This window comes from Thermaerobacter sp. FW80, assembly GCF_004634385.1.
GTDB classification, from domain to species: domain Bacteria; phylum Bacillota; class Sulfobacillia; order Thermaerobacterales; family Thermaerobacteraceae; genus Thermaerobacter; species Thermaerobacter composti.
Window position 1 is genome coordinate 796,671 of the sequence record NZ_CP037895.1, and the last position, 22,891, is coordinate 819,561.

The following is a 22,891-nucleotide window of genomic DNA, read 5'->3' on the forward strand; positions in this document are numbered from 1 at the left end:
CGCCCCAGCACTGGCGTGCCGCAGGGCTGGCGCGCCCCACGGGTGGCCCGCCGCCGGGCTGGCACGCCGACCCGCCCTGGCTCCTGGGGCGCGGCGGGGGCGATGATCTGGCGGCCGGCGCCGGGACCGCACGGGGGCGGGGCGCGGGCCGTCTCCTCGGCGGTCAGCCCACGGCGGCCGCGATCGCCTCCTCGACGCGCCCGACGGGCACCAGCTCGAGGCCGCCCGCCGCGGCCGCCAGCGCCGGGGTCACGTTGCCCCGCGGCAGGATCACCCGCTGGAACCCCAGGCGCTGCGCCTCCCGGACCCGCTCGTCGACCCGCTGGACCGAGCGGACCTCGCCCGCCAGGCCGAGCTCGCCGAAGATCACCGCCTCGGAGTCCGCCGGTCGATCGCGATGGCTGGAGGCCAGGGCCACGGCCAGCCCCAGGTCGAGGGCCGGTTCGTCCACCCGCACCCCGCCGGCCACCTTGAGGTACACGTCGCAGCCGCCCAGGTGCAGGCCCGCGCGCTTGTCCAGCACGGCCATCACCAGGGCCGCCCGCCCCAGGTCCAGCCCGGTGGCCACCCGGCGCGGCTGCCCGTAGGGCGCCGGCGCCACCAGCGCCTGGATCTCCACCAGCAGGGGGCGCGTGCCCTCCACCGCCGCCACCACCGCCGAGCCCGCCGCCCCCCGCGGACGCTCCGAGAGGAGCCGCGCCGAGGGATTGGCCACCTCCGCCAGGCCGCGGTCCTGCATCTCGAAGAGGGCGATCTCGTGGGTGGCGCCGAAGCGGTTCTTGATCGCCCGCAGCAGGCGGTAGGCATGGTGGGCCGGCGACTCGAAGTAGAGGACGGCGTCCACCATGTGCTCGACCACCCGCGGCCCGGCGATGGTCCCCGCCCGGGTCACGTGCCCCACCAGGACCAGGACCACCGGCAGCCGCTTGGCCACCGCCAGCAGGAGGGCGGCGCTCTCCCGCACCTGGCTGACGCTGCCCGGGGCCGACCCCACCTCGGGGTGGGCCAGGGTCTGGATCGAGTCGATGACCGCCAGCGCCGGCTGGTACCGGCCGATGGCCTCCGCCGCCGCCAGGGCGTCGGTGGTGGGCAGCACCAGGAGGGACGGCGCCAGCGCCCCCAGCCGCTGGGCGCGCAGCCGCACCTGGGCGGCCGACTCCTCGCCGGTGACGTAGAGGACGGGGAGCCCCTGGGACGCCAGGTTCTGGGAGACCTGCAGGAGCAGGGTCGACTTGCCCACCCCGGGGTCGCCGCCCACCAGGACCACCGATCCCGGGACGAACCCGCCCCCCAGCACCCGATCGAGCTCGGCCATGCCGGTCCCCAGCCGCGGCGGTTCGCCGGCGCCCACGTCCCGGAGGGCGATGGGCTCGGCGGGCTCGCGGGCGCCGGCCAGGGCGCCCGCGAGCCCGCCCCGGCCGCGGCGCCCGCCGGGGGCGGCGGGCGCCGCGGCGCGTTCCTCGACGAAGGTGTTCCACGCCCCGCACTCGGGGCAGCGGCCCATCCACTTGGGGCTCAGGTGGCCGCACGCCTGGCACGCGAAGACGGTGCGCGGGGGCAAGGGCCTGCCTCCTTCCCCGGGGACCCGCCGCGGCCGGCCTCCCGCCCCTTGCTGGGGCCAGCGGCGGGCCGGTCAGCCATCGCGCCGGGCGGGCCGGCGGCCGTGCCGGCCGGGGCGGCCAGCGCACCGGGCAGGCCGGACATCGCGCCGGACGGGCCGACCACCGTAGAGGTCGCGCCGCCCGCCGCAGCGGTCGGGGCGGCCATGCCGCGGGGCGCGGCCCGGCGGGACCGCCCCCGCGACGGCCGCCGGGCCATGGCCCGGTACCGGGCCATGGCCCGGCGGCGCGGCGCCCCGCCCGGCGGCCAGGGGGCCCGGTAAGCGGGCCGGCGGCCCGCTTACCGGGCCGCCGGTTCGTCCGCAGCCGACGGCTCGCCCTTCGTACCCGGCCCGGACGGGGCGCCCGCGGCCACCCGCTCCCCGTGGCGGAACACGATGCGGCCCTCGGCGTCCACGTCGGCCACCACGGTGTCGCCCTCCTTGAAGCGGCCGGCCAGCATCTCCTCGGAGAGCGGGTCCTCGATCAGGCGCGTGATGGTGCGCCGCAGCGGCCGCGCGCCGTAGACCACGTCCGAGCCTTCCTTGACCAGCTTGCGCTTGGCCGCCTCGGTGACCTCGAGCCCCAGCCCGTGCTCCTTGAGCCGCTCGGCCACGCGCTTGAGCATCAGGTCGACGATCTTCATCAGGTGCTCCTCGGTCAGCGCGTGGAAGACGATCAGCTCGTCGATGCGGTTCAGGAACTCGGGCCGGAAGGTGCGCTTGACCTCGTCCATGATCTTCCGCTTCATGTCCTCGTAGTCCGGCGTCTCCTGGTCGGCGGCCTGGAAGCCCACGCGGCTCTGCCGCCGGATCAGGTCGGCGCCGACGTTGGAGGTCATGATGATCACCGTGTTGCGGAAGTCCACCGTCCGGCCCTTCGCCTCGGTCAGGCGGCCCTCCTCGAGGATCTGCAGGAGCACGTTGAAGACCTCGGGGTGGGCCTTCTCGATCTCGTCGAACACCACCACCGAGTAGGGCCGGCGCCGCACCTGCTCGGTCAGCTGGCCGCCCTCCTCATACCCCACGTAGCCCGGCGGCGAGCCCACCAGCCGCGAGACCGTGTGCCGCTCCATGTACTCCGACATGTCGAGGACGATCATGGCGTCCTCGTCGCCGAACAGCGCCTCGGCCAGGGCCTTGGCCAGCTCGGTCTTGCCGACGCCCGTCGGCCCGAGGAAGATGAACGAGCCGATGGGCCGCCGCGGGTCCTTGAGGCCGGCCCGGGCGCGCCGGATGGCCCGCGCCACCGCCTTGACCGCCTCGTCCTGGCCGACGATGCGTTCGTGGAGGATCTCCTCCAGCTTGAGCAGCCGCTCGCTCTCGGCCTGCTCCAGGCGCCGGACGGGGATGCCCGTCCAGTTGGAGACGATCTGGGCGATGTCGTCGGCGGTCACCACGATCTTCTCGTTGAGCTGCTGCTGCTGCCACTCGGCCTTCTTGCGCTCCAGCTCCTCCACCAGCTTCTGCTCCTGGTCGCGCAGGTTGGCGGCCTTCTCGAACTCCTGGGACTGCACGGCGGCCTCCTTCTCCTTGCGGATCTCCTCCAGGCGCTGCTCGATCTCCTTGAGCTCGGGCGGCGCCACGAAGGCCTGCAGCCGCGCCCGCGAGGCCGCCTCGTCGATCAGGTCGATGGCCTTGTCAGGGAGGAACCGGTCGGAGATGTAGCGGTCCGCCAGCTTGACCGCCGCCACGATGGCGTCGTCGGTGATCTCCACCCGGTGGTGCGCCTCGTAGCGGTCGCGCAGGCCGCGGAGGATCTGGATGGCGTCCTCCACGCTGGGTTCCTCCACCATGATGGGCTGGAAGCGGCGCTCCAGGGCGGCGTCCTTCTCCACGTGCTTGCGGTACTCGTCCAGGGTGGTGGCGCCGATGGTCTGCAGCTCGCCCCGGGCCAGGGCCGGCTTGAGGATGCTGGCCGCGTCGATGGCGCCCTCCGCGGCGCCCGCGCCGATGATGGTGTGCATCTCGTCGATGAACAGGATGATGTTCCCGGCGCGGCGGATCTCATCCATGACCTTCTTGAGGCGCTCCTCGAACTCGCCGCGGTACTTGGAGCCGGCCACCAGCGCTCCCAGGTCCAGGGCCACCACCCGCCGGTCCTTGAGGATCTCCGGCACCTTGCCCTCGGCGATGCGCTGGGCCAGGCCCTCGACGATGGCCGTCTTGCCGACGCCCGGCTCGCCGATCAGCACCGGGTTGTTCTTGGTGCGCCGGGAGAGGATCTGGATCACCCGCTCGATCTCCTTGTCGCGACCGATGACGGGATCCAGCTTGCCCTCCTCAGCCATCTGGGTCAGGTCACGACCGAAGTTGTCCAGCACCGGCGTGGTGCTCTTCTGCCGACGCTGGCGCGCCGCGGGCGCCGGCGCGGCGCTGCCGCCCAGGAGCTTGATCACCGTCTGGCGCACGCGGTCCAGGTCGGCGCCCATGTTCTCCAGCACCTTGGCGGCCACGCCCTCGCCCTCGCGGATCAGGCCCAGCAGGATGTGCTCGGTGCCCACGTAGTTGTGGCCCAGCAGGCGGGCCTCCTCGGGGGCGAGCTCCATGACCACCTTCTTGGCCCGCGGCGTGTAGCCGATCTCCCCCTGGATGGGCCCGTTGCCGCGCCCGATGATCTTCTCGACCTCCGCCCGGACCTGCTCCAGGTTGATCCCCAGGCTCTGCAGCGCCTTGGCGGCGATGCCCGTGCCCTCCCGGATCAGGCCGAGCAGCAGGTGCTCGGTGCCCACGTAGTTGTAGTTCAAGCGGCGCGCCTCTTCCTGGGCCAGCAGGATCACCCGCTGGGCCCGCTCCGAATACCGGCCGAACATCAGGCGGACCCCCCTCCTCCGGTCACTGGCTAGTCTTCCGTAGCGACGCGGCGATCCGCTCCCGGATCAGCCGGGCGCGGAGCAGGTCCCGCTCCCGCGCGTTGAGCTCCTGCCCCGCCAGCTTCTGCAGACAGGCCGGCCGGGTCAGGACGATCAGCTCGTTGAACACCTCCGGCCGCACGTGGGAGAGGACGTTGAGGTCGATGCCCAGGCGCAGGTCCGAGAGTAGCCGGATCGCCTCCTCGGACGAGATGGTCCAGGCGTTGGTCAAAAGGCCATAGGCCCGCATGACCCGGTCCTTGAGCCCGTCCTCGTCCTCGCGGTAGAGCCGCTCCCGGGCGCTGCGCTCCTGGTCCAGCAGCTGGCGGGTGAAGCCCATCAGGTTCTCGATCAGCTCCTCCTCCGAGGGCCCGAGGGTGATCTGGTTGGACACCTGGAAGACGTTGCCCAGGGCCTCGGTGCCCTCGCCGTAGAGCCCCCGCACCACCATGCCGACCTTGCCCAGCTGGCTCAGCAGCCGCCCCGCCTGCTGGGCCAGCACCAGCCCGGGCAGGTGGACCATGACCGACGCCCGGATCCCGGTGCCCAGGTTGGTCGGGCAGGTGGTCAGGTAGCCGCGCTCCTCGTCGAAGGCGTAGCGCACGTGGGCCTCGATGACGTCGTCGACCCGCGTGGCGATGGCCCACGCCTCGTGGAGCTGCAGCCCCCCCAGCAGGCACTGGATGCGCAGGTGATCCTCCTCGTTGACCATGATGCTGATCGAGCGGTCCTCGTTGAGGATCACCGCGCCCGTGGCGGCGTTGCGGGCGTGCTGCGGGCTGATCAGGTGCTGCTCCACCAGCACGCGCCGGTCCAGGGGCGTCAGGTCCGCCATGCGCAGCAGGGTGAACCGCCCCAGTCCCGCCGCCGACAGGTGCTCGGTCACCCGCTCCATCTGCTCGATGATCTCCCGCCCCTGCTCGGGGCTGAGCAGGGTGGGGAAGGGATAGTCCTCCAGGTTGCGGGCCAGGCGGACCCGGCTGGAGAGGACCAGATCCGCGGCGGGCCCGCCGCCCTCCATCCACCGTACCCGCTGGGCGCCAGGGTTCACCGCCATGGCCGGTCCCTCCCTAGCGTCCGGGAGCGGTGCCGGACGGGCCGCCCGCCGCCGCCCCGCCCTCCCCGCTCCGCAGGCGCTGCTCCAGGGCGCGGATCTGGTCGCGCAGCCGCGCCGCCTCCTCGTAGTGCTCCCGGGCCACCGCCTCCCGCAGCCGCGCCCGCAGCTGGTCCAGCTGCCGTCCCAGCTGGGCGTGGGCGCCGGCGCGGGAGGGCACCTTCCCGGTGTGGCGAACCTGCCCCTGGATCCGGCGCAGCACGGGCTCCAGCTGCTGCCGGAACTCGCGGTAGCAGTGGCTGCAGCCCAAGAGGCCCGTCCGGGCGAACTCCCGGTACCGCAGCCCACACCGGGAACAGCGCAGGTCCTGCACCGTCCCCGCGGGCGGCTGCCACCCCTCCAAAAGCCCCGCCAGGAGGTTGTGGATGGAGAACTGCGGCTCGAAGAAGAACTCGTGCTCGTGCCGCTGCGCGCACTGGGCGCACAGGTGCCGCTCGGTCTTCTTCCCGTTAACGATCTGGGTCAGGTGCACCGTGGCCGTGCGCTGGCCGCACTCCTCGCAGAGCATCGCCACCGCCTCCGTCCTCCCGCTTAGGCTCCCCGCCCTTGAGCAGCTCCAGCACCATGGCCTTCAGCAGCCGGGCCCGGACCACGTCCCGCCAGGGCAGGTCGACGGCCAGGGTGTTCCGGTCCACGGCCGCCCGCATCAACGCGGCTTCGCGGCGGCCGGCGATGCCCTCCTCCTCCAGCCGCGCGATCAGGGCCTCCGCGCCGTCCTGGTCGATGGCGTCGCCCACCCAGCGGTCCAGCAGGGCCAGCAGCTGGCCCCGCTGGCGCAGGGGCAGACGCACGATGCGGATGAACCCCCGACCACCCCGGCGGCTCTCGATGACGTAGCCGGCCGCCGGGGTGAAGCGCGTCTCCAGCACGTAGTTGATCTGGGACGGGGCGCAGGCGAAGCGCGCTGCCAGCTCGCTGCGCTGCAGCTCCAGCACCCCGCCCGCCCGTTCCAGCTCCCGCTTGAGATACCGTTCGATCAGGGAAGACAGCGACGCCATGGCCATCCTCCCGGCCCGGGTCGCGGCCGCCGGCGGGCGCCCGGACCTTTTGACCATCTTTGACTTTTCGCCCCTATTATAGGAGCCCCCTGGCCGGCCGACAAGGGGGCAAGCCCGGCGCACCGGCCGGGACCGGCCCGGTGCGCGGGCCGGTCCCGGCCCGTCGCCCGGCGCGGCACCATGGCGGGCGGTCCGGCAGGGACCCGCGGCCCCCGCCCCGAAACCCCACAGCGGACGGCTTCGATGCCCGACCGGCGGTGGAAGGGAGGATCCGCGTGGTCCCGCCGTCACCCCCCACCCGACGCCCGGCCCCGACGGGATCGCGCCACCTCCCGGCGCGTCGCCTCACCAGGCTGACGCTGATCCTCCTCTTGGGCGTCCTCCTGGGAGGAACGGCCTACTGGACGTGGGCCGCGTCGCACCGGACGCCGGCCGCCGCCCGGACGGCCGAGGGGCCGAGGCCCTCTCCGGCCGAGGGGCAGGCCGGTTCGTCCGGGACGGAGGACGCCGGCGACCCGGTCGCCCGCCGGCCCGCCGCCGGGGGCCCGCACCCTGCGACGGAGGCCCACCACCAGCCGCCGGCCTCCCTCTCGGCCGGCGCCTTCCCGCCGGACGAACCGGCCCCCGGCCGCGCCGCCCCCGCCTTCGACCTCCTCATCCGGGGCGGGGTGGTGGTCGACGGGACGGGCCGGCCGGCCTACCGGGCCGACGTGGCGGTGCGGGGCGACCGCATCGTCGCCGTGGGCCGCCTGCCGGCCGGCCGGGCGCGCCGCGTCCTGGACGCCACGGGCCTAGTGGTCGCGCCCGGCTTCATCAACGCCCACTCCCACACCTACGAGTACCTGGACGTCGCGCCCGGCGGCGACGCGGACCTGCTCCAGGGCATGACCACCGTCGTCGGCGGCGTCGACGGGCGCGCCCCCACGCCCCTCGGTCCCTTCCTGGACCGCCTCGAACGACGCCGGCTCGGCACCAACCACGCCCTCTTCGCCGGTCACGGCAGCATCCGGGCGGCGGTGATGGGCACCGCCGCCCGCGCCCCGACGGCCGCCGAGCTGCGGGCGATGGCCCGCATCCTCGAGCGGGCCATGCAACACGGGGCCCTCGGCCTCTCCACGGGTCTGGAGTACGTCCCCGGCCGCTACGCCCGCACCGAGGAGCTGGTCGCCCTGGCCCGCGTCGTCGCCCCCTTCGGGGGGATCTACTCCACCCACCTGCGCAGCGAGGGGGACGCCGTCGCCGCCGCCGTGGACGAGGCCCTGGCCGTGGGACGGGAGGCGGGGGTGGCGGTGAACGTCTCCCACTTCAAGGTGGTGGGCCGGTCCAACTGGGCGCTCCAGGGGCCGCTGATCGCCCGGATTCGGCGCGCCCGGGAGCAGGGCATCCAGGTGGTGGCCGACGTCTACCCCTACCCGTCGCCCGACTACGCCAGCGCCCTGCCCCTGGCGACGGCCTGGGACCGCTACCCGCCGTCGGACCTGCTGATCCGGCGCACCCGGGTGCGCGGCGTCGAGGGCCTCTCGTTGGCGCAGCTGGCGCAAGCCCGGGGCATGGAGGGGAGGGCGGCCGCCCGGTGGCTGCTCCGGCAGGATCCCGCGACCCGGGTCACGGCCCTGGTGGTCAGCGAGGACAACCTGCGGCAGCTCCTGCGCCAGCCCTTCACCATCATCGCCAGCGACGGGGGGGCGCGCCCCCTGACGACGGCGACGGGCGACGCGCTGCTGCACCCCCGCGTCTTCGGCGCCTATCCCCGCGTGCTGGCCCGCTACGTGCGGGAGCAGGGGGTGCTGACCCTGGAGGAGGCCATCCACAAGATGACCGGTCAGCCGGCGGCGTTCTTCGGGCTGCGCGACCGCGGGCTGGTGCGGGCGGGGATGTACGCCGACCTGGTGGTCTTCGACCCCGCGACCGTGGCGGACCGGGCGACGTGGTCGGATCCGGCGCTCCCGCCCGAGGGCATCCGCTGGGTCGTCGTCAACGGACAGGTGGCCGTCGAGGACGGGCGGCGGGTCGACGGCGTCCTGGCGGGCCGGGTGCTGCGGGGTGGCCGCGACGCCCTGGTGGGCCGCCGCTGACGGGCCCGCCCACCGGGGACCGCCCAGGGCGGGCCGCGCGCCCGGCCCCGCGACCGGCCCGCGCACCGGGGAGCCGCGGCGGAGGCCTGCACGCCGCCCTGCGTCGGGACGGCTGGCGCACCGGGATCCCGCCACGACAGCCGGTATGCCGCCCTCCGCCGCTGCGGGCCAGGCACCAGGTGGCATGCCGACGCCCCGCGGAGGCCAGCCATGGCGAAGGGGCCCCCGGTGCCGGCACCCTCAGCCGCTTGCCCCGGGCCTTTCGCCGGCCGTCTCCTCCGCGAGCCAGCGCAGGTAGTCCGGGTTGCCGTCGCGCACCTCGAGGACCAGGATCGCCGGCACCGAGTAGCTGTGCCAGCTGCGCACCGCGGCGATGAGCTCCGGCACCCGGGCCCGCCGGGTCTTCAGGATCACCACCGCCTCGTGGTCCTCCACCAGCTCGCCCTGCCACCAGTAGAAGGAGTCGATGTGCGGGTACACGTTGGCGCAGGCGGCCAGCCGCTGCTCCACCGCCTGGCGGCCGATGCGCCGGGCCTCCCCGGCGTTGGCGGCGGTGACGTAAACCAGCACGGCCTCCCCGCCACCGGTCGCCCCCCCTTGGCCCGCCTCGCTCGCAGCCGCCGCAGCCGCCGCGGGTGCCCCGGCGGGTGCCGCGGCGGCCCGGCTCGCCCGCGCCGGTTCGTCCGCCGAGGACCCGGCGACCGGGGACGGCAGCCCGCTGTTCGTGGCCTTGGTGCTTCCCATGTCCCTCGTCACCTCCGCACCTCGCCCCCCGGGCCGTACGGCCCCCTGCCGCGGCCCGGGCTGACGGAACCGCGCCTCCTCGCCCCCGTGGGCCGCCGCCCGTGCAGCACCCCGCCGCCCGTCCCGGTGGCCAGCGCCCGGCGCCGCGGCGGCGGTCCGCACCGGACGCATCCCCCTCCGGCGCCCGCCTCCGGGCTCAGCGGGGCGCGGCGCTGCGGCGCCGGCGACGACGGCCCTCCTCCTGGCGCTGGGGCAGCCCGATGGCGAAGTCTTGCTTGTAGATGTCCAGCACCAGGGAGGTCTGGGTGTTGGTGATGCCGTCGATCTTGGACAGGTCCTCCAGCAGGAAGGACGCCATCTCCTTGTTGTCCGAGAAGAAGGCGTAGACGATGATGTCGTAGATCCCCGTGGTCATGGCCACGTAGTGGACCCGGGGCAGGCGGGTCAGCTGCTCCACGATCTCGCGGATGCGGCTCTGGTCCACGTTCAGGCCGATGATGGCGGGCGCGTTGAACCCCACCTCGAAGGGGTCCGTGACCGCGGCGATCTTGATCACGCCCTCTTCCAGCAGCCGGTAGAACTTGCGCCGGATGGTCCCCTCCGTGACCCCGATCTGCTCCGCCATGTCCACGAAGGACATGCGCCCGTCCTTCTGCAGGAGCTTGATGATCTCCCTCTCCGTCTTGTCCAGCACCACCATGGTCTGCCCCTCCGTCTGCCCCCGCCGCGTCCCCCGGCCACCCGCGCATCACCGGCCGGGGATGCGCGTCAGCGGAACACGGCCGCCAGAGCCTCTTCCAGCACGTCGCACGCTTCGTCGATCTGCTCGGGGGTGATCACCAGCGGGGCGAGCACCCGGATCACGTTGCCGTACAGGCCCGCGCGGGCGGTGATCACACCGCGTTGGAGCGCCTCCTGGATCACCTGGCCGACCTCCTCGGTGGCCGGCTCCTTGGTGGCGCGGTCCTTGACCAGCTCCATGGCCACCATGGCGCCGAGGCCGCGCACCTCGCCGACCTGGACGAACCGGCGCTGCATCGCCTCGAACCGCCGGCGGAAGCGGCGCCCCACCTCGTCGGCCCGCGCCAGCAGGTTCTGCTCGCGGAACACGTCCAGCACCGCCAGGGCCGCGGCGCAGGCCACGGGGTTGCCCACGTAGGTGCCGCCGATGGCGGTGTCGCGGGCGGCATCCATGATCTCCGCACGCCCGATGACGCCGGAGAGGACCATGCCGGCGGCGATGGACTTGGCCACCGTCATCAGGTCGGGTTCCACGCCGAAGTGCTCGCAGGCGAACATCCGCGCGGTCCGGCCGAAGCCCGTCTGCACCTCGTCCAAGATCAGCACGATGCCGTGCCGCGTGCACAGCTCCCGCACCCTGGGCAGGAAGTTGGCCGGCGGCACCACGAAGCCGCCCTCGCCCTGGACCGGTTCGATCACGATGGCCGCCACGTCTTCGGGCGCCACCGTCACCTCCAGCAGGCGCTCCAGCTGCCGGTAAGCCCACAGCCCGACCTCCTCGGGCGTCATGCCCTCGGGGCCGCGATACGGATAGGGGTAGGGTGCCCGGTAGACCTCGGGGACGAAGGGGCCCAGCCCCACCTTGTAGGGCTTGGCCTTGTGGGTCAGCGTCAGGGCCATCCACGTGCGGCCGTGGAAGGCGCCCTCGAAGGCGATCACCGCCCGTCGACCGGTGTAGTGCTTGGCGATCTTGACCGCGTTCTCCACCGCCTCCGCCCCGGAGTTGAAGAACGCCGCCTTCACCGGCCCGCTGATGGGCGCGATCTCCGCCAGGCGCTCCGCCAGCCGCACGTAGGGCTCGTAGGGCACCACGGTGAAGTCGGTGTGGGTGTAGAGGCGGACCTGGCGGCAGATGGCCTCTACCACCGCCGGCTGGGAGTAGCCCACGTTCATCACGCCGAAGCCGCCCGCCAGGTCGATGTAGGTGTTGCCGTCGACGTCGGTGATCAAGGCGCCCTCGGCCCGCTCGATGAAGACGGGCGCCAGCACCGACTTGGCGTTGGCGACGTACTGCTGCTTCAGCGCCATCAGCTGGCGTGAGCGCGGCCCGGGAATCTCCGTCCGGCGTACGATGGAGCCTGCCACCCCGATCCCCTCCTCGGCCACCTCGGTCTGGTCGGGCCAGCCATGAAGAAAGCGCCACCGCAACGAAGAAAGCGCCACCGCGATGGCGCAAGCAAACCTCTATATTATTCATCCCGCCGCCCCAAGTCCCTGCCACGGTTGGACGCCGCACCCTCCGCAGGCGGTGCCCCCCGTCGCGCGGGCCACGGCACCCCGGGGATCCGGGGCGGGGTGCTCGACGGACCGTCGCGGAGGCCCCCGGGGCTGGACGAACCGTCTAAGGGGCCCTCCGGGCTCCCGCGACGCCCCGCCGCCCTTTGCCGGCATGTCCCTGGATCCGCGCCGGTGGAAGCGGCCGGCGCCGGCCGCCGCAGCCCGTCGGGAGCGCGGACCCGACCCGGCCCGGCTGGGCGGTGCGCCACCTCTGCCGTGCCGGCCCTGGCCACGGCGGGCCCCCGCGGCCGCGGATTCGACGCGGTTCGACCCGCGCCGCGGCCCGGCGGCAGGGATGGCAACTTCATCCATGGTAATCCTCCGATGGGCTCCCTTCGGGCGGTGCCGAGGCCGGGGGGATGCATCGAGAGGGGGGTGACCGGCAGGTGGGACAGGTGGGAGAGGATCGGCCCTGGACGCGGAGCGGCGGTGGCGCCGCCACCGCCCACGAGACGAAGCGCGGACGACTCCCGGCGCCGACCGGCTCCCGCTCCGCCCGCGTCGCCGGGTTGCCTCCGGCGCTGTTCGCGCCGGCAGCGCCGAGCGGAGCCCCGGGCCCCCAGGGCTACCCGCGTCGGGTCGCGCCCCCCGCCCGGTGCGACCTGCCGCCCGGCTGGCCGGCGGAAGCGGCCGCCCACGCGGCGTGGGCGCTGCGGCAGGCGGAGGTGCGCCGCTGGCCGGCGGGTGCCACCCTCTTCGCCGGTCCCCGGCGCGGTGGCGGTCTCTTCTGGTTGCGCCGCGGTGTCGTCCGCCTCGCGGCACCCGGCGCCGGCGGGGAGCCGGTGCTGGTGGCGGTGGTGGCCGCTCCTGCCCTCACGGGGGATCCCGGCCCCCTGTTCGGCCGCGCCAGCGTCCCCCTGACCGCCACCTGCATCACCGCCTGTGACGCGGCGTACTGGCCGTATCCGCGGTTCCGGGCGATGATGACCCAGCGCCCCGAACTGGCCGTGCTCCTCGCCTATCAGGGGATGGAGGCCTTCCATCAGGCGACCCAGCGGATCGCGGGCCTCCTCTCGCCCCACGCGCGCCTCCGGGTTCTCCACGTCCTGGTCCTGCTGGCGCGGGCCTTTCCCCTTCCCGACGGTTCGGGGAGCCGGCTCCCGGCCGCCCTGACGCAGCAGGCCATCGGGCTCGCGGCCAACGCCGGCCGCGTGACGGTCAACCGCGTCCTGGCCGACCTCCGACGGCGCGGGATCGTGGGTCGCACGCGGCCGCTGTTCATCCGGTCGCCGGAGCGGCTGCAGGCGCTGCTGCGCGAGGAGGAGGCGGCGGTGGCCCCGGAGGGAGCGGATCTGGGCTGAAGCAGGGCGCGCCCCGCCGTCCCTGGGACCGGGCCCCACCGGCGGAGACCACCAGGGGAGACCCAGGGCGAGCCGGCCCGCGACGGGGCCCGGCCGGGCGTGGGGCCAGGCCCAGGGTGGAGACCGGCCCGCGGCGGGTCTCAGCCCGGCGTGGGGCCAGGCCCAGGGTGGGGACCGGCCAAGGCAGGGGGCCGTGGGGCCGGCAGCGCTGCCGGCCCCACGGCCCCCTCCGCGTCCCCGGCGGGGGGCGATGGCTCGTCCTCGCCGACGTGCCGGCGGGACTCCGGCGCCACCCGCCGGCAGGTCCCCTCCCCTAGCCCGGCCGGCCCCTGGCCCCGCGCCGGCCTTCGCCCCGCGGCCATGGGCACCGCCCCGGTCGCCGGCCCCAAGCCGGCGGCGGCGCTGGATCCGGCGCCTAACCCGGCGTCCGGCCGGGAGCCCCCGGGAGCCGCTGCCCCTCGGGCTCCTTCCCGGCCCGCCCGGTCGCGCGGGCCGGCGGCCACCCGCCGGGAAGGGAAGCGCGCCGCCGGGCGGACGCACCGTCCGCCGGTCGCGGCCGTCGCGGCGAGGATCGGGGCGCCCGCCGCCCCTCGCCGGCACCGGCCCCGGCGGGCGCCTCCACCTTCGGGGTCCGCGGCCAGCGGGCGGGCCGTTCGGCCGCCAACACGGCCAGGTCGCGCAGGATGTCGGTCAGGTGGATCGGTGAGATCGGTGCCCGGCTCGCCGTCACCCGTCGGAAGGTGGCGCGGGCCGCATCCTCGTCGTCCCGGACCGCGAGCCGCTGCACCGCGAAGTCTTCACCGGCGAGCTGCCCTTCCCGCCACGTCTCGACACGACTCTTCATGTAGAAGAACACGGCGCCATGGGGCGTGCGCTCCCGGCACAGGATGTACACGTAGCGCCGCTCCAGGTCCCCGGCCGCCAGCCGCCGGGTGCAGTGGGCGAGTTCGGCGTACGCGGGCACCCTCCCCCAGCCGCGGCGGGTCGACGTGCCCCGGCCTGCCGGGATCTGCCGCAGGGCGTCCCCCCGCGACGCTGTCGGCTGTCCACCCATCCCAGAGAACCCCCCCCGTGGTGTCTGCGTCGGGTCCTCCCCCGTGGTTCCAGCATCGAGGCCAACGTCGTCGACGCGAACCTCAGTCAACGCGATCCGTCGCGCCTCGCCGCCGATGGGCCGCGCGGGGACACCCTGCCGCCCCCCGTGGGCCCCAGCCGCGACAACGCGGGCACCCGGCCCGGGACCGTGGGCGCACCGCAGCCGTCCGCGTCCGGTCCGGGGCGGCGCTCGCGCCACCGGGCCGGCGAGCCGTCGACGGTCCTCATGGCAGCCCCTGCTCGCACCGGTGCGTTGCCTGGGAATCCCATTATAAGCCGGGACCCGGCTCGGCCGGTGTTCACCAGGAAACAAGTTCCGCGATTTCCATAGCCTCTTGGTCCCCACTCTCCCCGTCCGTAGCCGATGCGGCCATCCCCGCCCCTCCGGCTGCCCGACCGCAGGTGGCCGCCCGCCCTGGTCACGGCGGCCGTCCCGGTCCCTGGTACGCCGATCGGCTTGGCGGGCGGCGCACTGCGGGGACCCGGGGGTCGCCTCGTCGCGCCGCGCCCGCCCCTCTCGCCGGGGCGGGCGCGGCGCGGGCGGGAGGGCGGCGGGGCGCGCCGGTTCGGGGATCCGCTATGCTCACGGTGGGAGGGGTCGGCGCAGGTCGTCCCGGAGGCGCAGGTCGTCCCGGACGTCCCGGAAAGGATGAGGCGGTCATGGATTCGTTGCGTCCCGGCGTCCGGCCGACGGCGTCCGCCCTGATGGCGGCCGTCGACGAGGCCATGCTGCAGCGCCTGGTTCCAGAACCCGTGCGCATCCGTGCCCTGGACCTGTTCCTCCTGGGCCGAGTGGAATCCCGCCTGGTCTCGGGGACGCGGCTCCTCGGCGAGGTCCGCGGCAGCCGGGGCGTGTACCGCACCGTGGTCCACGTCCTCCGCGGCCCCGAAGGGCCGGATGCCGCGGCCCAGTGCGAGTGCCCTCGCCGCGCCCGCGCCGGCCTCTGCAAGCACGCCGTCGCCCTGCTGTACGCCTGGATCCACGAACCGGCCACCTTTGCCTCCCTGGACGATCGGCTGCGGCGCCTCGAAGAGCGCCCCCGGGGGCAGTTGCTGGAGCTGATCCACCGTCTGGTGGAGGAGGAACCGGCGCTGCTGGCCACCCTGGACGCCGCCGGCGCCGGCCCGCACGCCGACACCCCTGACGCAGCCGGTGGCCCCGGGGAAGGGGAGCGAGAAGGGGAGGCGGAAAGGGACGAGGGCTCCACGGACGCGCCGTCCCCGGCCCGGTGGGTGCTGCAGCTGGAGCGGCAGCCCGATCCCGAACCCGAGGAGGTCCGACGCTGGCTGGCGACCCTGGCACCGCCCCGTGCGGAGGCCCGGTCTCCGGGGCGAGGGGGCGGCGATGGTGCGCCGACGGGTGCCGCGGGCCCACCGGCGGAGGGGCCGGCCGGAGCGGACCCGAACCCCGTTGGCGCCTCCCCCGGTGCCGGGGATGACGGGGAAGCCGCCGGGCTTCGGTCGGCCCTCAGCCTCCTGCTCCAGGGAGCCCTCTGGCGGCAGGCCGGCTTGGCGGTGGCGGCCAGGGCCCGCGGCGAGGCGGCCGCCGCCCGGTGGCTGGAGCAGCGCTGGCAGGACCTGGCTCGGACCGCGGTCCTGCTTGGTCGCGCCCCCCGTGGGCCGGCTTCCGCCGCCGGGGCCGAGTGCGGCCTGACCTCGGTCGTCCTGACGGCCCAGGCCCTGGGCGTCCCGGCCCTGCTGGCGGCGAGCCGGTTCCTCCTGGAGGGGGGCCACGAGGGCATGGCCCTGGGGCTGGCCCGGTGCGCCCTGGAACGCGCCCGGACCCCCGCCGAGGTGGCCGACGCCCGAGCCCGTCTGGCCCAGGTCTGGCTGGCCCGCGGGCAGCCCGAGCGGGCGCTGCCCTATCTGGCGGCCAACTTCACGGCGCAGCCCGACGCGGAGCGGCTCGCGGCCGTCGAAGCGGCCGCCCGCGCCGCCGGGCAGTGGGACCAGCTGGCCCCCGAGGTCGCCCAGCACCTGGAGGCCCTGGGCGATGCCCCGTTGCTGGCCGAGTTCCTCCGGCGACAGGGCGCGTGGGACGAGCTGGCCGCGCGCTTGGACGACCCGGCCTGGCGGGGCGCCCTGCCGACCCGCTTGCTGTTGGCCATCGCGGACGGTTTACGTCGCCGTGATCCGGCGCGCGCAGCCGCCCTCTATCGGGAGGCGATGGCGCGCCCCGACGCGGGGGACCCGCGGGCCATCGCGGCCCGCTGGGAGGCCTTGGCCCATCGCCTCGGTCGGGACGACGGTCTGCCACCCGGCGGCCCCGACGGCCGGGGCCCCGAGGGGCACCGGGATGGAGGGGCATAGGGCGGCCCGCTCCGGGCTCAGCCGCCCACCGCGAAGGCCAGCCCCGCCACGGCAAGGGCCAGCACCGCCGCCAGGGCCGTCACGGCCAGCCAGGGCGCGAAGAGGACGATCAGCGCATCGGTCCGGCTGAGGCGCTTCGTCGCCCGCAGGGCGTGGTAGAGCAGCACCCCGGACCAGACGACCATGGCCACCGCGCCCAGGTCCCGCAGGGCGCCGCCCGCGCCGTCCAGCCGGGACGTCAAGGCCTCGAGGGGGATGCCGATCAGGTTCGGGGGCAACAGCGCCAGCGCCAGGGCGGCCAGCAGGTTGGCCCCGCTCCCGCGGCCGCCGACCAGGTCGGCCACCAGGTGCAGCAGCCCCGCGCCGAGGAAGAGGGTGGCGACGCCGAGCACGGCCAGGCCGACGCCCATCGCCAGGGCCAGCCGGGGACCTTGCACCCCGTCGGCGGGGAGGATGGGGTCCTGCCCTGGCACCCCCGGCACGGCCAGGTCGCGAGCGACCGCCGCCCCCTGCACCAGCCCGCTGGCCACGATGACGACGAGGGCCACCCCCACCAACAGGCCCAGGGGCGGTCGCTCCATGGTCGCCAGCCGGGCGAAGGTCGCCCGCGGGGCGAAGATCACGCCGTACACCCAGTCGACCAGGCCGAGCCGCGGCGCATCGACCGGCTCCAGGCGACGGCCGGGGTCGGCGTCCGGCCCCGGCTCGGCGGCCGGGCCGTTGCCATCGGCACCGTCGTCGTCCCCGGGATGGGCCCGTTCCTCGTGCCCCTCGTCCACCCATCGGCTCGGCGCGGTCGGTGGCGCGCCGCCGTCGACGGCCGGCTGCCCGTCCCCCTGCGGCTGCCGGTCTCCCGTCGTGGCGCCTTCCCCTTCCGGCTCGGTGGCACGTCCCGGTCCCTGGACGGGGGTCGCGGGGGCCGCGGGCATCCCGGGCGCCTCGGGCCGCGGCGATGCCTCGTCGCCCGGCGCCGCGGGGGACGCCTCCGCCGGCCGCCCCGGCGTCGGCCCCCCGGCGCGTGTCGCCGGTTCGTCCCGCGCCGCGGCCCCGTCGCCAGGCGGCGCGCCGGCAGCCTCGTCCGGCCTGCCGTGCGGGCGCTCGGTCACGCTGTCTCCTCCCCTCGGCGACCCTAGCGGGGCACCGCCCGGTAGAGCTCCCATCGCACCAGCTCCGGCACCAGGCCGACCCCTCGGGCCAGGCCCCAGCGCCCCTCGCCGCCCAGCCGCAGCAGCAGGTCGATCAAGGAGCGGCGCGGCCCGAACTCCACGAGGTCGTAGTGCTCCAGTCCCGCCAGCTCCGCCGCCAGCTCGACGGCATCTTCGAAGGTGCCCAGCTCGTCCACCAGGCCGGCGGCCTTGGCCTGACGGCCGGTGAAGATGCGGCCGTCGGCCAGCTCCAGGACGCGCTCCCGGCTGAGGCCGCGCCCCTTCGCCACCACGTCGACGAACTGCTGATAGATGTCGCCGACCAGGCCTTGCAGCAACCGGCGTTCCTCGTCGGTGGGCGGTCGCGTGGGCGAGCCGATGTCCTTGTACGGCCCGCTCTTGATGGTCTCCACGTCGATGCCCAGCTTCTCGTAGAGGTCCTCGTAGTGGGTGACCTCCATGATCACCCCGATGCTGCCCGTCAGCGAGGCCGGATTGGCCACGATCCGGTCCGCCGTGGCGGCGATCCAGTAGCCGCCCGAGGCGCCCAGGTCGGCGATGGAGACCACCACCGGCTTCCCCGCCTGGCGCACCCGCTGCACGGCCTCCCCGATCTCCTGGGCCGCCGCGGCGCTCCCGCCCGGCGTGTTCATCCGGATGACCACGGCTCGCACCGCGGGGTCTTCGCGGGCCTGGCGCAGCTGGCCGGTGACCTGCTCCGCGCCCACCACCGTGCCCAGCAGGGCGCTGGAGCCGTTCCCGGCCGCGATGGGCCCGTCGATGGCGACCACGGCGATCTGCCCGCCGCTCCGTCCCCCGCGGGGCGGCGCCCCCGCGGGCCACAGCAGCGAGACCACCGAGGCCACCACGAGGAGGGCGAGCAGGATGACGACCGCCCACTGCAAACGCTGGTTGGCCATCCTCGGCGCTCCTCGGCTCGGACTTCACGCACCGGCGCCCCCGCCCCGCCGCCGCCCGCGGGCGAGGGCATGGCGACGCTCCCCTACGAGCGGGCGCCAGCCCCGACGGGCCGCAGCCCCGCCCGCTCCGCCGCCGCGCGGATGAACCCGGCGAACAGCGGGTGGGGACGGGTGGGGCGGGACTTCAGCTCGGGGTGGTACTGGGTCCCGACGAACCAGGGATGCCCTGGCAATTCGATGACCTCCACCAGGTCTCCTTCGGGCCACACCCCCGTGGTGCGCAGGCCGGCGGCGTTGAGCCGGTCGCGGTAGGCGTTGTTGACCTCGTACCGGTGGCGGTGGCGCTCGTAGATCAGCTCCTGGCGACCGTAGAGCTCCCAGACCAGCGAGCCCGGCTCCAGGCGGCACGGGTAGCGCCCGAGGCGCATGGTGCCCCCCAGGTTGGTGACCTGCTTCTGTTCCTCCATCAGGTCGATGACGGGGTGCGGCGTCGCCGGGTCGAACTCCGTGCTGTGGGCCCCCGCGAGTCCCAGCACGTGCCGGGCGAACTCGATGACCGCGCACTGGAGGCCCAGGCAGATGCCCAGGAACGGCACCCCGTGCTCCCGGGCATAGCGCACCGCGGCGATCTTGCCCTCGACGCCGCGATGGCCGAAGCCGCCCGGGACCAGGATGCCGTGCATGTCCCGCAGGAGCCGCTCGGCCCCCTGTTCCTCCACCGCCTCGCTGTGGATCCAGCGGATGTCGACCCCCACCCGGTGGGCGATGCCGCCGTGGCCCAGCGCCTCGGCCACGCTGATGTAGGCGTCCGTCAGGTCCACGTATTTGCCCACCACGGCGATGCGCACCTGGCCGTCGGGATGCTTGATGTGGTCCACCATCTCGCGCCACTGGCGCAGGTCGGGTTCCCGCTCGGGCAGGCCCAGCCGGCGGACCACGATCTCGCCCAGCCCCTCCTCCTCCAGGCGCAGGGGCACCTCGTAGATGGTGTCCACGTCCGGGTTGCTGATGACGGCCTGGGGCTCCACGTCGCAGAAGAGGGCGATCTTCTCCCGCACGTCCCGCGGCAGCGGCCGCTCGCACCGACAGACGATGGCGTCCGGCTGGATGCCGATGCTGCGCAGCTCCTTGACGCTGTGCTGGGTGGGCTTGGTCTTGAGCTCGCCCGCCGCCCCCACGTACGGCACCAGGGTGACGTGGATGTACATCACCTCGTCGCGGCCGATGTCGCGGCGCAGCTGACGGATCGCCTCCAGATAGGGGAGGCCCTCGATGTCGCCCACCGTGCCGCCGATCTCGACGATCACCACGTCGGCGCCGCTGGTCTCCGCCACCGAGAGGATGCGCCCCTTGATCTCGTTGGTGATGTGGGGGATGACCTGCACGGTGCCCCCCAGGAAGTCCCCGCGCCGCTCCTTCTCGATCACCGCCTGGTACACCTGTCCGGTGGTCACCGTGTGGGCCCGGGAGACGTTCTCGTCGATGAACCGCTCGTAGTGCCCCAGGTCCAGGTCCGTCTCGGCGCCGTCCTCGGTGACGAAGACCTCCCCGTGCTGCAGCGGGCTCATCGTCCCCGCGTCCACGTTGATGTACGGGTCGATCTTCTGGATGGCCACCCGCAGCCCGCGGGCCTTGAGCAGGCGGCCCAGGGAGGCCGCGGTGATGCCCTTGCCCAGGGCCGAGACCACGCCTCCCGTCACGAAGATGAACTTGGCCATCGATCCCCCTCCGGATAGGCGCGCCGGCCAGGGCGCCGATCACATGCGCTCGGGTGCCGACACCCCCAACAGGCCCAGCGTCCGCGCCAGGACCCGGCGGGTGGCGTCCACCAGGACCAGCCGCGCCCGGGCCACGGGCTCCTCCTCGCCCAGCACCCGGCAGCGGGTGTAGAACTGGTGGAAGAGGGTGGCCACGTCCTTCAGGTAGTACGTCAGCCGGTGGGGCTCGCGCGCGGTCGCCGCCTGCGCCACCTCGCCGGGCAGGTCCAGCAGCCGCCGCGCCAGGTCGCGCTCCGACGGGTCGCCCAGGGGGCTCAGGTCGGTGGCCGGGTCGGGCCGCAGGCCCGCCTCGGCCGCGGCCTGGCGCAGGATGCCGCAGGCCCGGGCATGGGCGTACTGGACGTAGTACACCGGGTTCTCGTTGGAGCGGAGGTTGGCCAGGTCCAGGTCGAAGTCCAGGTGCGTGTCGGGCGAGCGCATCAGGAAGAAGTACCGGGCCGCGTCGACGTCCACCTCGTCCAGGAACTCCGCCATGGTCACCAGCTCGCCGCGGCGCTTGGACATGCGCACCGCCTGGCCCCCGCGCACCAGGTGGACCATCTGGGTCAGCAGCACCTCGAACCAGCCGTCGGGCAGGCCCAGGGCGCGCAGGGCCGCCTGCATCGGCACCACATGGCCGTGGTGGTCCTGCCCCCAGATGTCGATGGCGCGCTCGAACCCCCGCTCCCACTTGGTCAGGTGATAGGCGATGTCCACCAGGGTGTAGGTGTACTCGCCGTCCCGGCGGACCAGCACCCGGTCCTTGTCGTCGCCCACGGCGGTCGAACGCAGCCAGACGGCGCCGTCCCGCTCGTAGACCATGTCCCGCTGCCGCAACCGCTCCAGGACCCGCTCGGGGTAGCCCTCGGCCCGCACCCGCGTCTCGGGATACCAGACGTCGAACTCCACGCCGAAGCGCGCCAGCTGCACCCGCATCTGGGCCACGATCGCCTCCACGGCGAAGCGGGCCATGCGCGCCCAGCGCTCCTCCTCCGGGCGATCCAGCAGCCCGGGTCCCTCGGCGGCCAGCAGGTCGCGGGCGATGTCGATCACGTACTCGCCGGGATAGCCGCCCTCCGGGATTGCCGCGTCCTGGCCCAGCTCCTGGCGCATGCGCGCCTCCACCGACTGGGCCAGCTTGCGGATCTGGTTGCCGGCGTCGTTGAGGTAGAACTCCCTCTCGACCCGGTACCCCGCCGCCTCCAGCACCCGCGCCAGGGCGTCGCCCAGCGCCGCCGCCCGCGCGTTGACCACGCCCAGCGGTCCCGTCGGGTTGGCGCTGACGAACTCCACCTGGACCCGCTGGCCACCGCCGACGCCGGTGGTGCCGAAGGCGTCGCCGGCCTGGAGGATCGCCCGCAGCCCCTCCCGCCACCAGTCCTCGGCCAGCCGGAAGTTCAAGAAGCCCGGGCCGGCCACCGCGACCTCGCGCAACCAGGCGCCGCCCGGGAGATGGCGCCGCACGACCTCCGCCACCTCCCGGGGCGGGCGCCCGGCACGGCTTGCCAGGACCAGCGCGGCGTTGCTGGCGAAGTCGCCATGGCGCGGATCCCGCGGCACCTCCACCTGGACGCCGCGCCAGCTCGGGCTCCCCGGGGCCACCTCCTGGGGCAGCTCCCCCGCGGCCACCGCCGCGGCAGCCGCCGCCTCCAGCGCCTGGCGCACCTGCTGCCGTGCCGAGGCTACGGGATCGACCGCCATCACCGCGCCACCTCCCGCGAGAACGCCAACAGGATCTCCCGGGCCAGCTTCGCCGCGACGACCTCCGTGCGCCCGCTGGGATCCAGGGGCGGCGCCGCTTCGACCAGATCGGCTGCCACCACCCGCGCCCCGGCGCGCGCCAGCCGGTAGAGGGCCCGCTGCAGCACGCCGAAGTCCGGCCCCCCAGGCTCCGGCGTGCCCGTGCCGGGCGCCACCGCCGGGTCCAGCACGTCGATGTCCACCGTCAGGTAGACCGGCACCCCCCGCAGCGGGCCGGCCAGCTCCCGCGCCAGCGCCTCCGCCCCCTCGCCGACGTCGTGGAAGAGCCGCCCCTCCTGCCGCGCCAGCTGGAACTCCTCGCGCAGGCCCGACCGCGGCCCCAGCTGCCAAAGGCGGCCCGTCCCCACCAGGTCCAGGACCCGCCGCATCACGGTCGCGTGGGAGTAGGGCTCGCCCAGGTACCGGTCACGCAGGTCGGCGTGGGCGTCGAACTGGACCACCACCAGGTCCGGGTAGCGATCCAGGACCGCGTTCACCGCCGCCAGGGTCACCAGGTGCTCGCCGCCCAGCAGGAGCACCCTCTTCCCGTCGGCGACGGGTCGGCGCAGCGCCGCCTCGATGCGGGCCAGGCTCTGCCCCAGGTTGCCCAGCGGCAGGACCACGTCGCCCGCGTCGTGGACGGCCAGGTCCTCCAGGTCGCGGTCCAGCTCCGGGCTGTAGGTCTCCAGGCTGTGCGACGCCTCGCGGATGCGGGTCGGTCCCCACCGGGTCCCGGGCCGGTAGCTGACGGTCAGCTCCAGGGGAGCCCCGGCGACCACCCAGACGGCGGCGTCGTAGTCGGCCTCCGCGGCCACGAAGCGTCCTGGCCGCTCCCAGGGGCCGGTGGCCGGCTCATCGTCCATGCTCCTCACCTCGGCAGCGGGATGCCCCCGCGCGGCGATGGGCGCCTCCACCGCGACGGAGGCGGAGGCTGGCCGACCTGCA

Annotated in this window: 17 protein-coding genes; 3 read left to right on the forward strand and 14 right to left on the reverse strand. The window is 74.8% G+C overall.

The genetic code is table 11. The annotated features are described in order from the left end of the window. Positions 1–163: 163 nt before the first annotated feature. From radA to E1B22_RS03420, 5 genes are all read right to left on the reverse strand, one after another. Positions 164–1,561 (reverse strand): DNA repair protein RadA, encoded by a 1,398-nt coding sequence (gene radA, locus E1B22_RS03400; protein ID WP_135224566.1) that lies wholly within the window; start codon positions 1,559–1,561, stop codon positions 164–166. A gap of 338 nt (positions 1,562–1,899) precedes the next feature. Continuing rightward, the gene (locus E1B22_RS03405; protein WP_135224567.1) at positions 1,900–4,410 is read right to left on the reverse strand and encodes an ATP-dependent Clp protease ATP-binding subunit; all 2,511 of its coding nucleotides are present in this window, start codon (positions 4,408–4,410) and stop codon (positions 1,900–1,902) included. A gap of 22 nt (positions 4,411–4,432) precedes the next feature. Next, positions 4,433–5,506, reverse strand: coding sequence for a protein arginine kinase (locus tag E1B22_RS03410; RefSeq protein WP_135224568.1), 1,074 nt, complete (start codon positions 5,504–5,506; stop codon positions 4,433–4,435). A gap of 13 nt (positions 5,507–5,519) precedes the next feature. Beyond that, positions 5,520–6,071: a UvrB/UvrC motif-containing protein gene (locus E1B22_RS03415; RefSeq protein WP_135225927.1), complete on the reverse strand. Its 552-nt coding sequence runs from the start codon at positions 6,069–6,071 to the stop codon at positions 5,520–5,522. Then, positions 6,013–6,561, reverse strand: coding sequence for a CtsR family transcriptional regulator (locus tag E1B22_RS03420; RefSeq protein ID WP_135225926.1), 549 nt, complete (start codon positions 6,559–6,561; stop codon positions 6,013–6,015). Before E1B22_RS03420 ends, E1B22_RS03415 begins: the two co-directional genes overlap by 59 nt. Before the next feature lie 257 nt (positions 6,562–6,818). Here E1B22_RS03420 and E1B22_RS03425 point away from each other — a divergent pair, with 257 nt between their 5' ends. Further along, positions 6,819–8,636, forward strand: a complete 1,818-nt coding sequence (locus tag E1B22_RS03425) for a D-aminoacylase (protein WP_243123684.1) — start codon at positions 6,819–6,821, stop codon at positions 8,634–8,636. A gap of 240 nt (positions 8,637–8,876) precedes the next feature. Here the strand turns inward: E1B22_RS03425 and cutA are convergent, their stop codons facing one another. The 3 genes from cutA to gabT form a co-directional block, all read right to left on the reverse strand. Next, positions 8,877–9,380 (reverse strand): divalent-cation tolerance protein CutA, encoded by a 504-nt coding sequence (gene cutA, locus E1B22_RS03430; protein WP_135224569.1) that lies wholly within the window; start codon positions 9,378–9,380, stop codon positions 8,877–8,879. Positions 9,381–9,576: 196 nt separating this feature from the next. After that, complete coding sequence (locus E1B22_RS03435; RefSeq protein WP_135224570.1) at positions 9,577–10,080, reverse strand: Lrp/AsnC family transcriptional regulator; 504 nt, start codon at positions 10,078–10,080, stop codon at positions 9,577–9,579. Between the two features lie 68 nt (positions 10,081–10,148). Continuing rightward, the gene (gene gabT, locus E1B22_RS03440; protein WP_135224571.1) at positions 10,149–11,486 is read right to left on the reverse strand and encodes a 4-aminobutyrate--2-oxoglutarate transaminase; all 1,338 of its coding nucleotides are present in this window, start codon (positions 11,484–11,486) and stop codon (positions 10,149–10,151) included. Positions 11,487–12,073: 587 nt separating this feature from the next. On the opposite strand from gabT, the gene E1B22_RS03445 reads away from it, so the two are divergent. Then, positions 12,074–12,979 carry a Crp/Fnr family transcriptional regulator gene (locus E1B22_RS03445; protein ID WP_243123686.1) on the forward strand — a complete coding sequence of 302 codons (906 nt, stop codon included), beginning with the start codon at positions 12,074–12,076 and terminating at the stop codon, positions 12,977–12,979. Between the two features lie 415 nt (positions 12,980–13,394). Here the strand turns inward: E1B22_RS03445 and E1B22_RS03450 are convergent, their stop codons facing one another. Further along, the gene (locus tag E1B22_RS03450) at positions 13,395–13,943 is read right to left on the reverse strand and encodes a hypothetical protein (protein WP_135224573.1); all 549 of its coding nucleotides are present in this window, start codon (positions 13,941–13,943) and stop codon (positions 13,395–13,397) included. Positions 13,944–14,734: 791 nt separating this feature from the next. Between E1B22_RS03450 and E1B22_RS03455 the strand changes: the two genes are divergently transcribed. Continuing rightward, positions 14,735–16,384, forward strand: coding sequence for an SWIM zinc finger domain-containing protein (locus E1B22_RS03455; protein WP_135224574.1), 1,650 nt, complete (start codon positions 14,735–14,737; stop codon positions 16,382–16,384). A 17-nt stretch (positions 16,385–16,401) separates the two neighbouring features. On the opposite strand, the gene E1B22_RS03460 is transcribed toward E1B22_RS03455, so the two are convergent. From E1B22_RS03460 to speB, 5 genes are all read right to left on the reverse strand, one after another. Then, entirely contained in the window at positions 16,402–17,490 is a 1,089-nt protein-coding gene (locus E1B22_RS03460; RefSeq protein ID WP_243123688.1) for a Yip1 family protein, read from the reverse strand. A 23-nt stretch (positions 17,491–17,513) separates the two neighbouring features. Beyond that, on the reverse strand, positions 17,514–18,449 hold the full coding sequence (sppA, locus tag E1B22_RS03465; protein ID WP_135224575.1) for a signal peptide peptidase SppA: 936 nt from the start codon (positions 18,447–18,449) through the stop codon (positions 17,514–17,516). 83 nt (positions 18,450–18,532) lie between these two features. Further along, complete coding sequence (locus E1B22_RS03470; RefSeq protein WP_135224576.1) at positions 18,533–20,167, reverse strand: CTP synthase; 1,635 nt, start codon at positions 20,165–20,167, stop codon at positions 18,533–18,535. Between the two features lie 39 nt (positions 20,168–20,206). After that, a complete protein-coding gene (gene argS, locus E1B22_RS03475; protein WP_135224577.1) occupies positions 20,207–21,907 on the reverse strand; it encodes an arginine--tRNA ligase in 1,701 nt (566 codons plus the stop codon). Next, the gene (gene speB, locus E1B22_RS03480; RefSeq protein WP_135224578.1) at positions 21,907–22,809 is read right to left on the reverse strand and encodes an agmatinase; all 903 of its coding nucleotides are present in this window, start codon (positions 22,807–22,809) and stop codon (positions 21,907–21,909) included. The genes argS and speB overlap by 1 nt, the downstream gene beginning before the upstream one ends. Positions 22,810–22,891 lie beyond the last annotated feature (82 nt).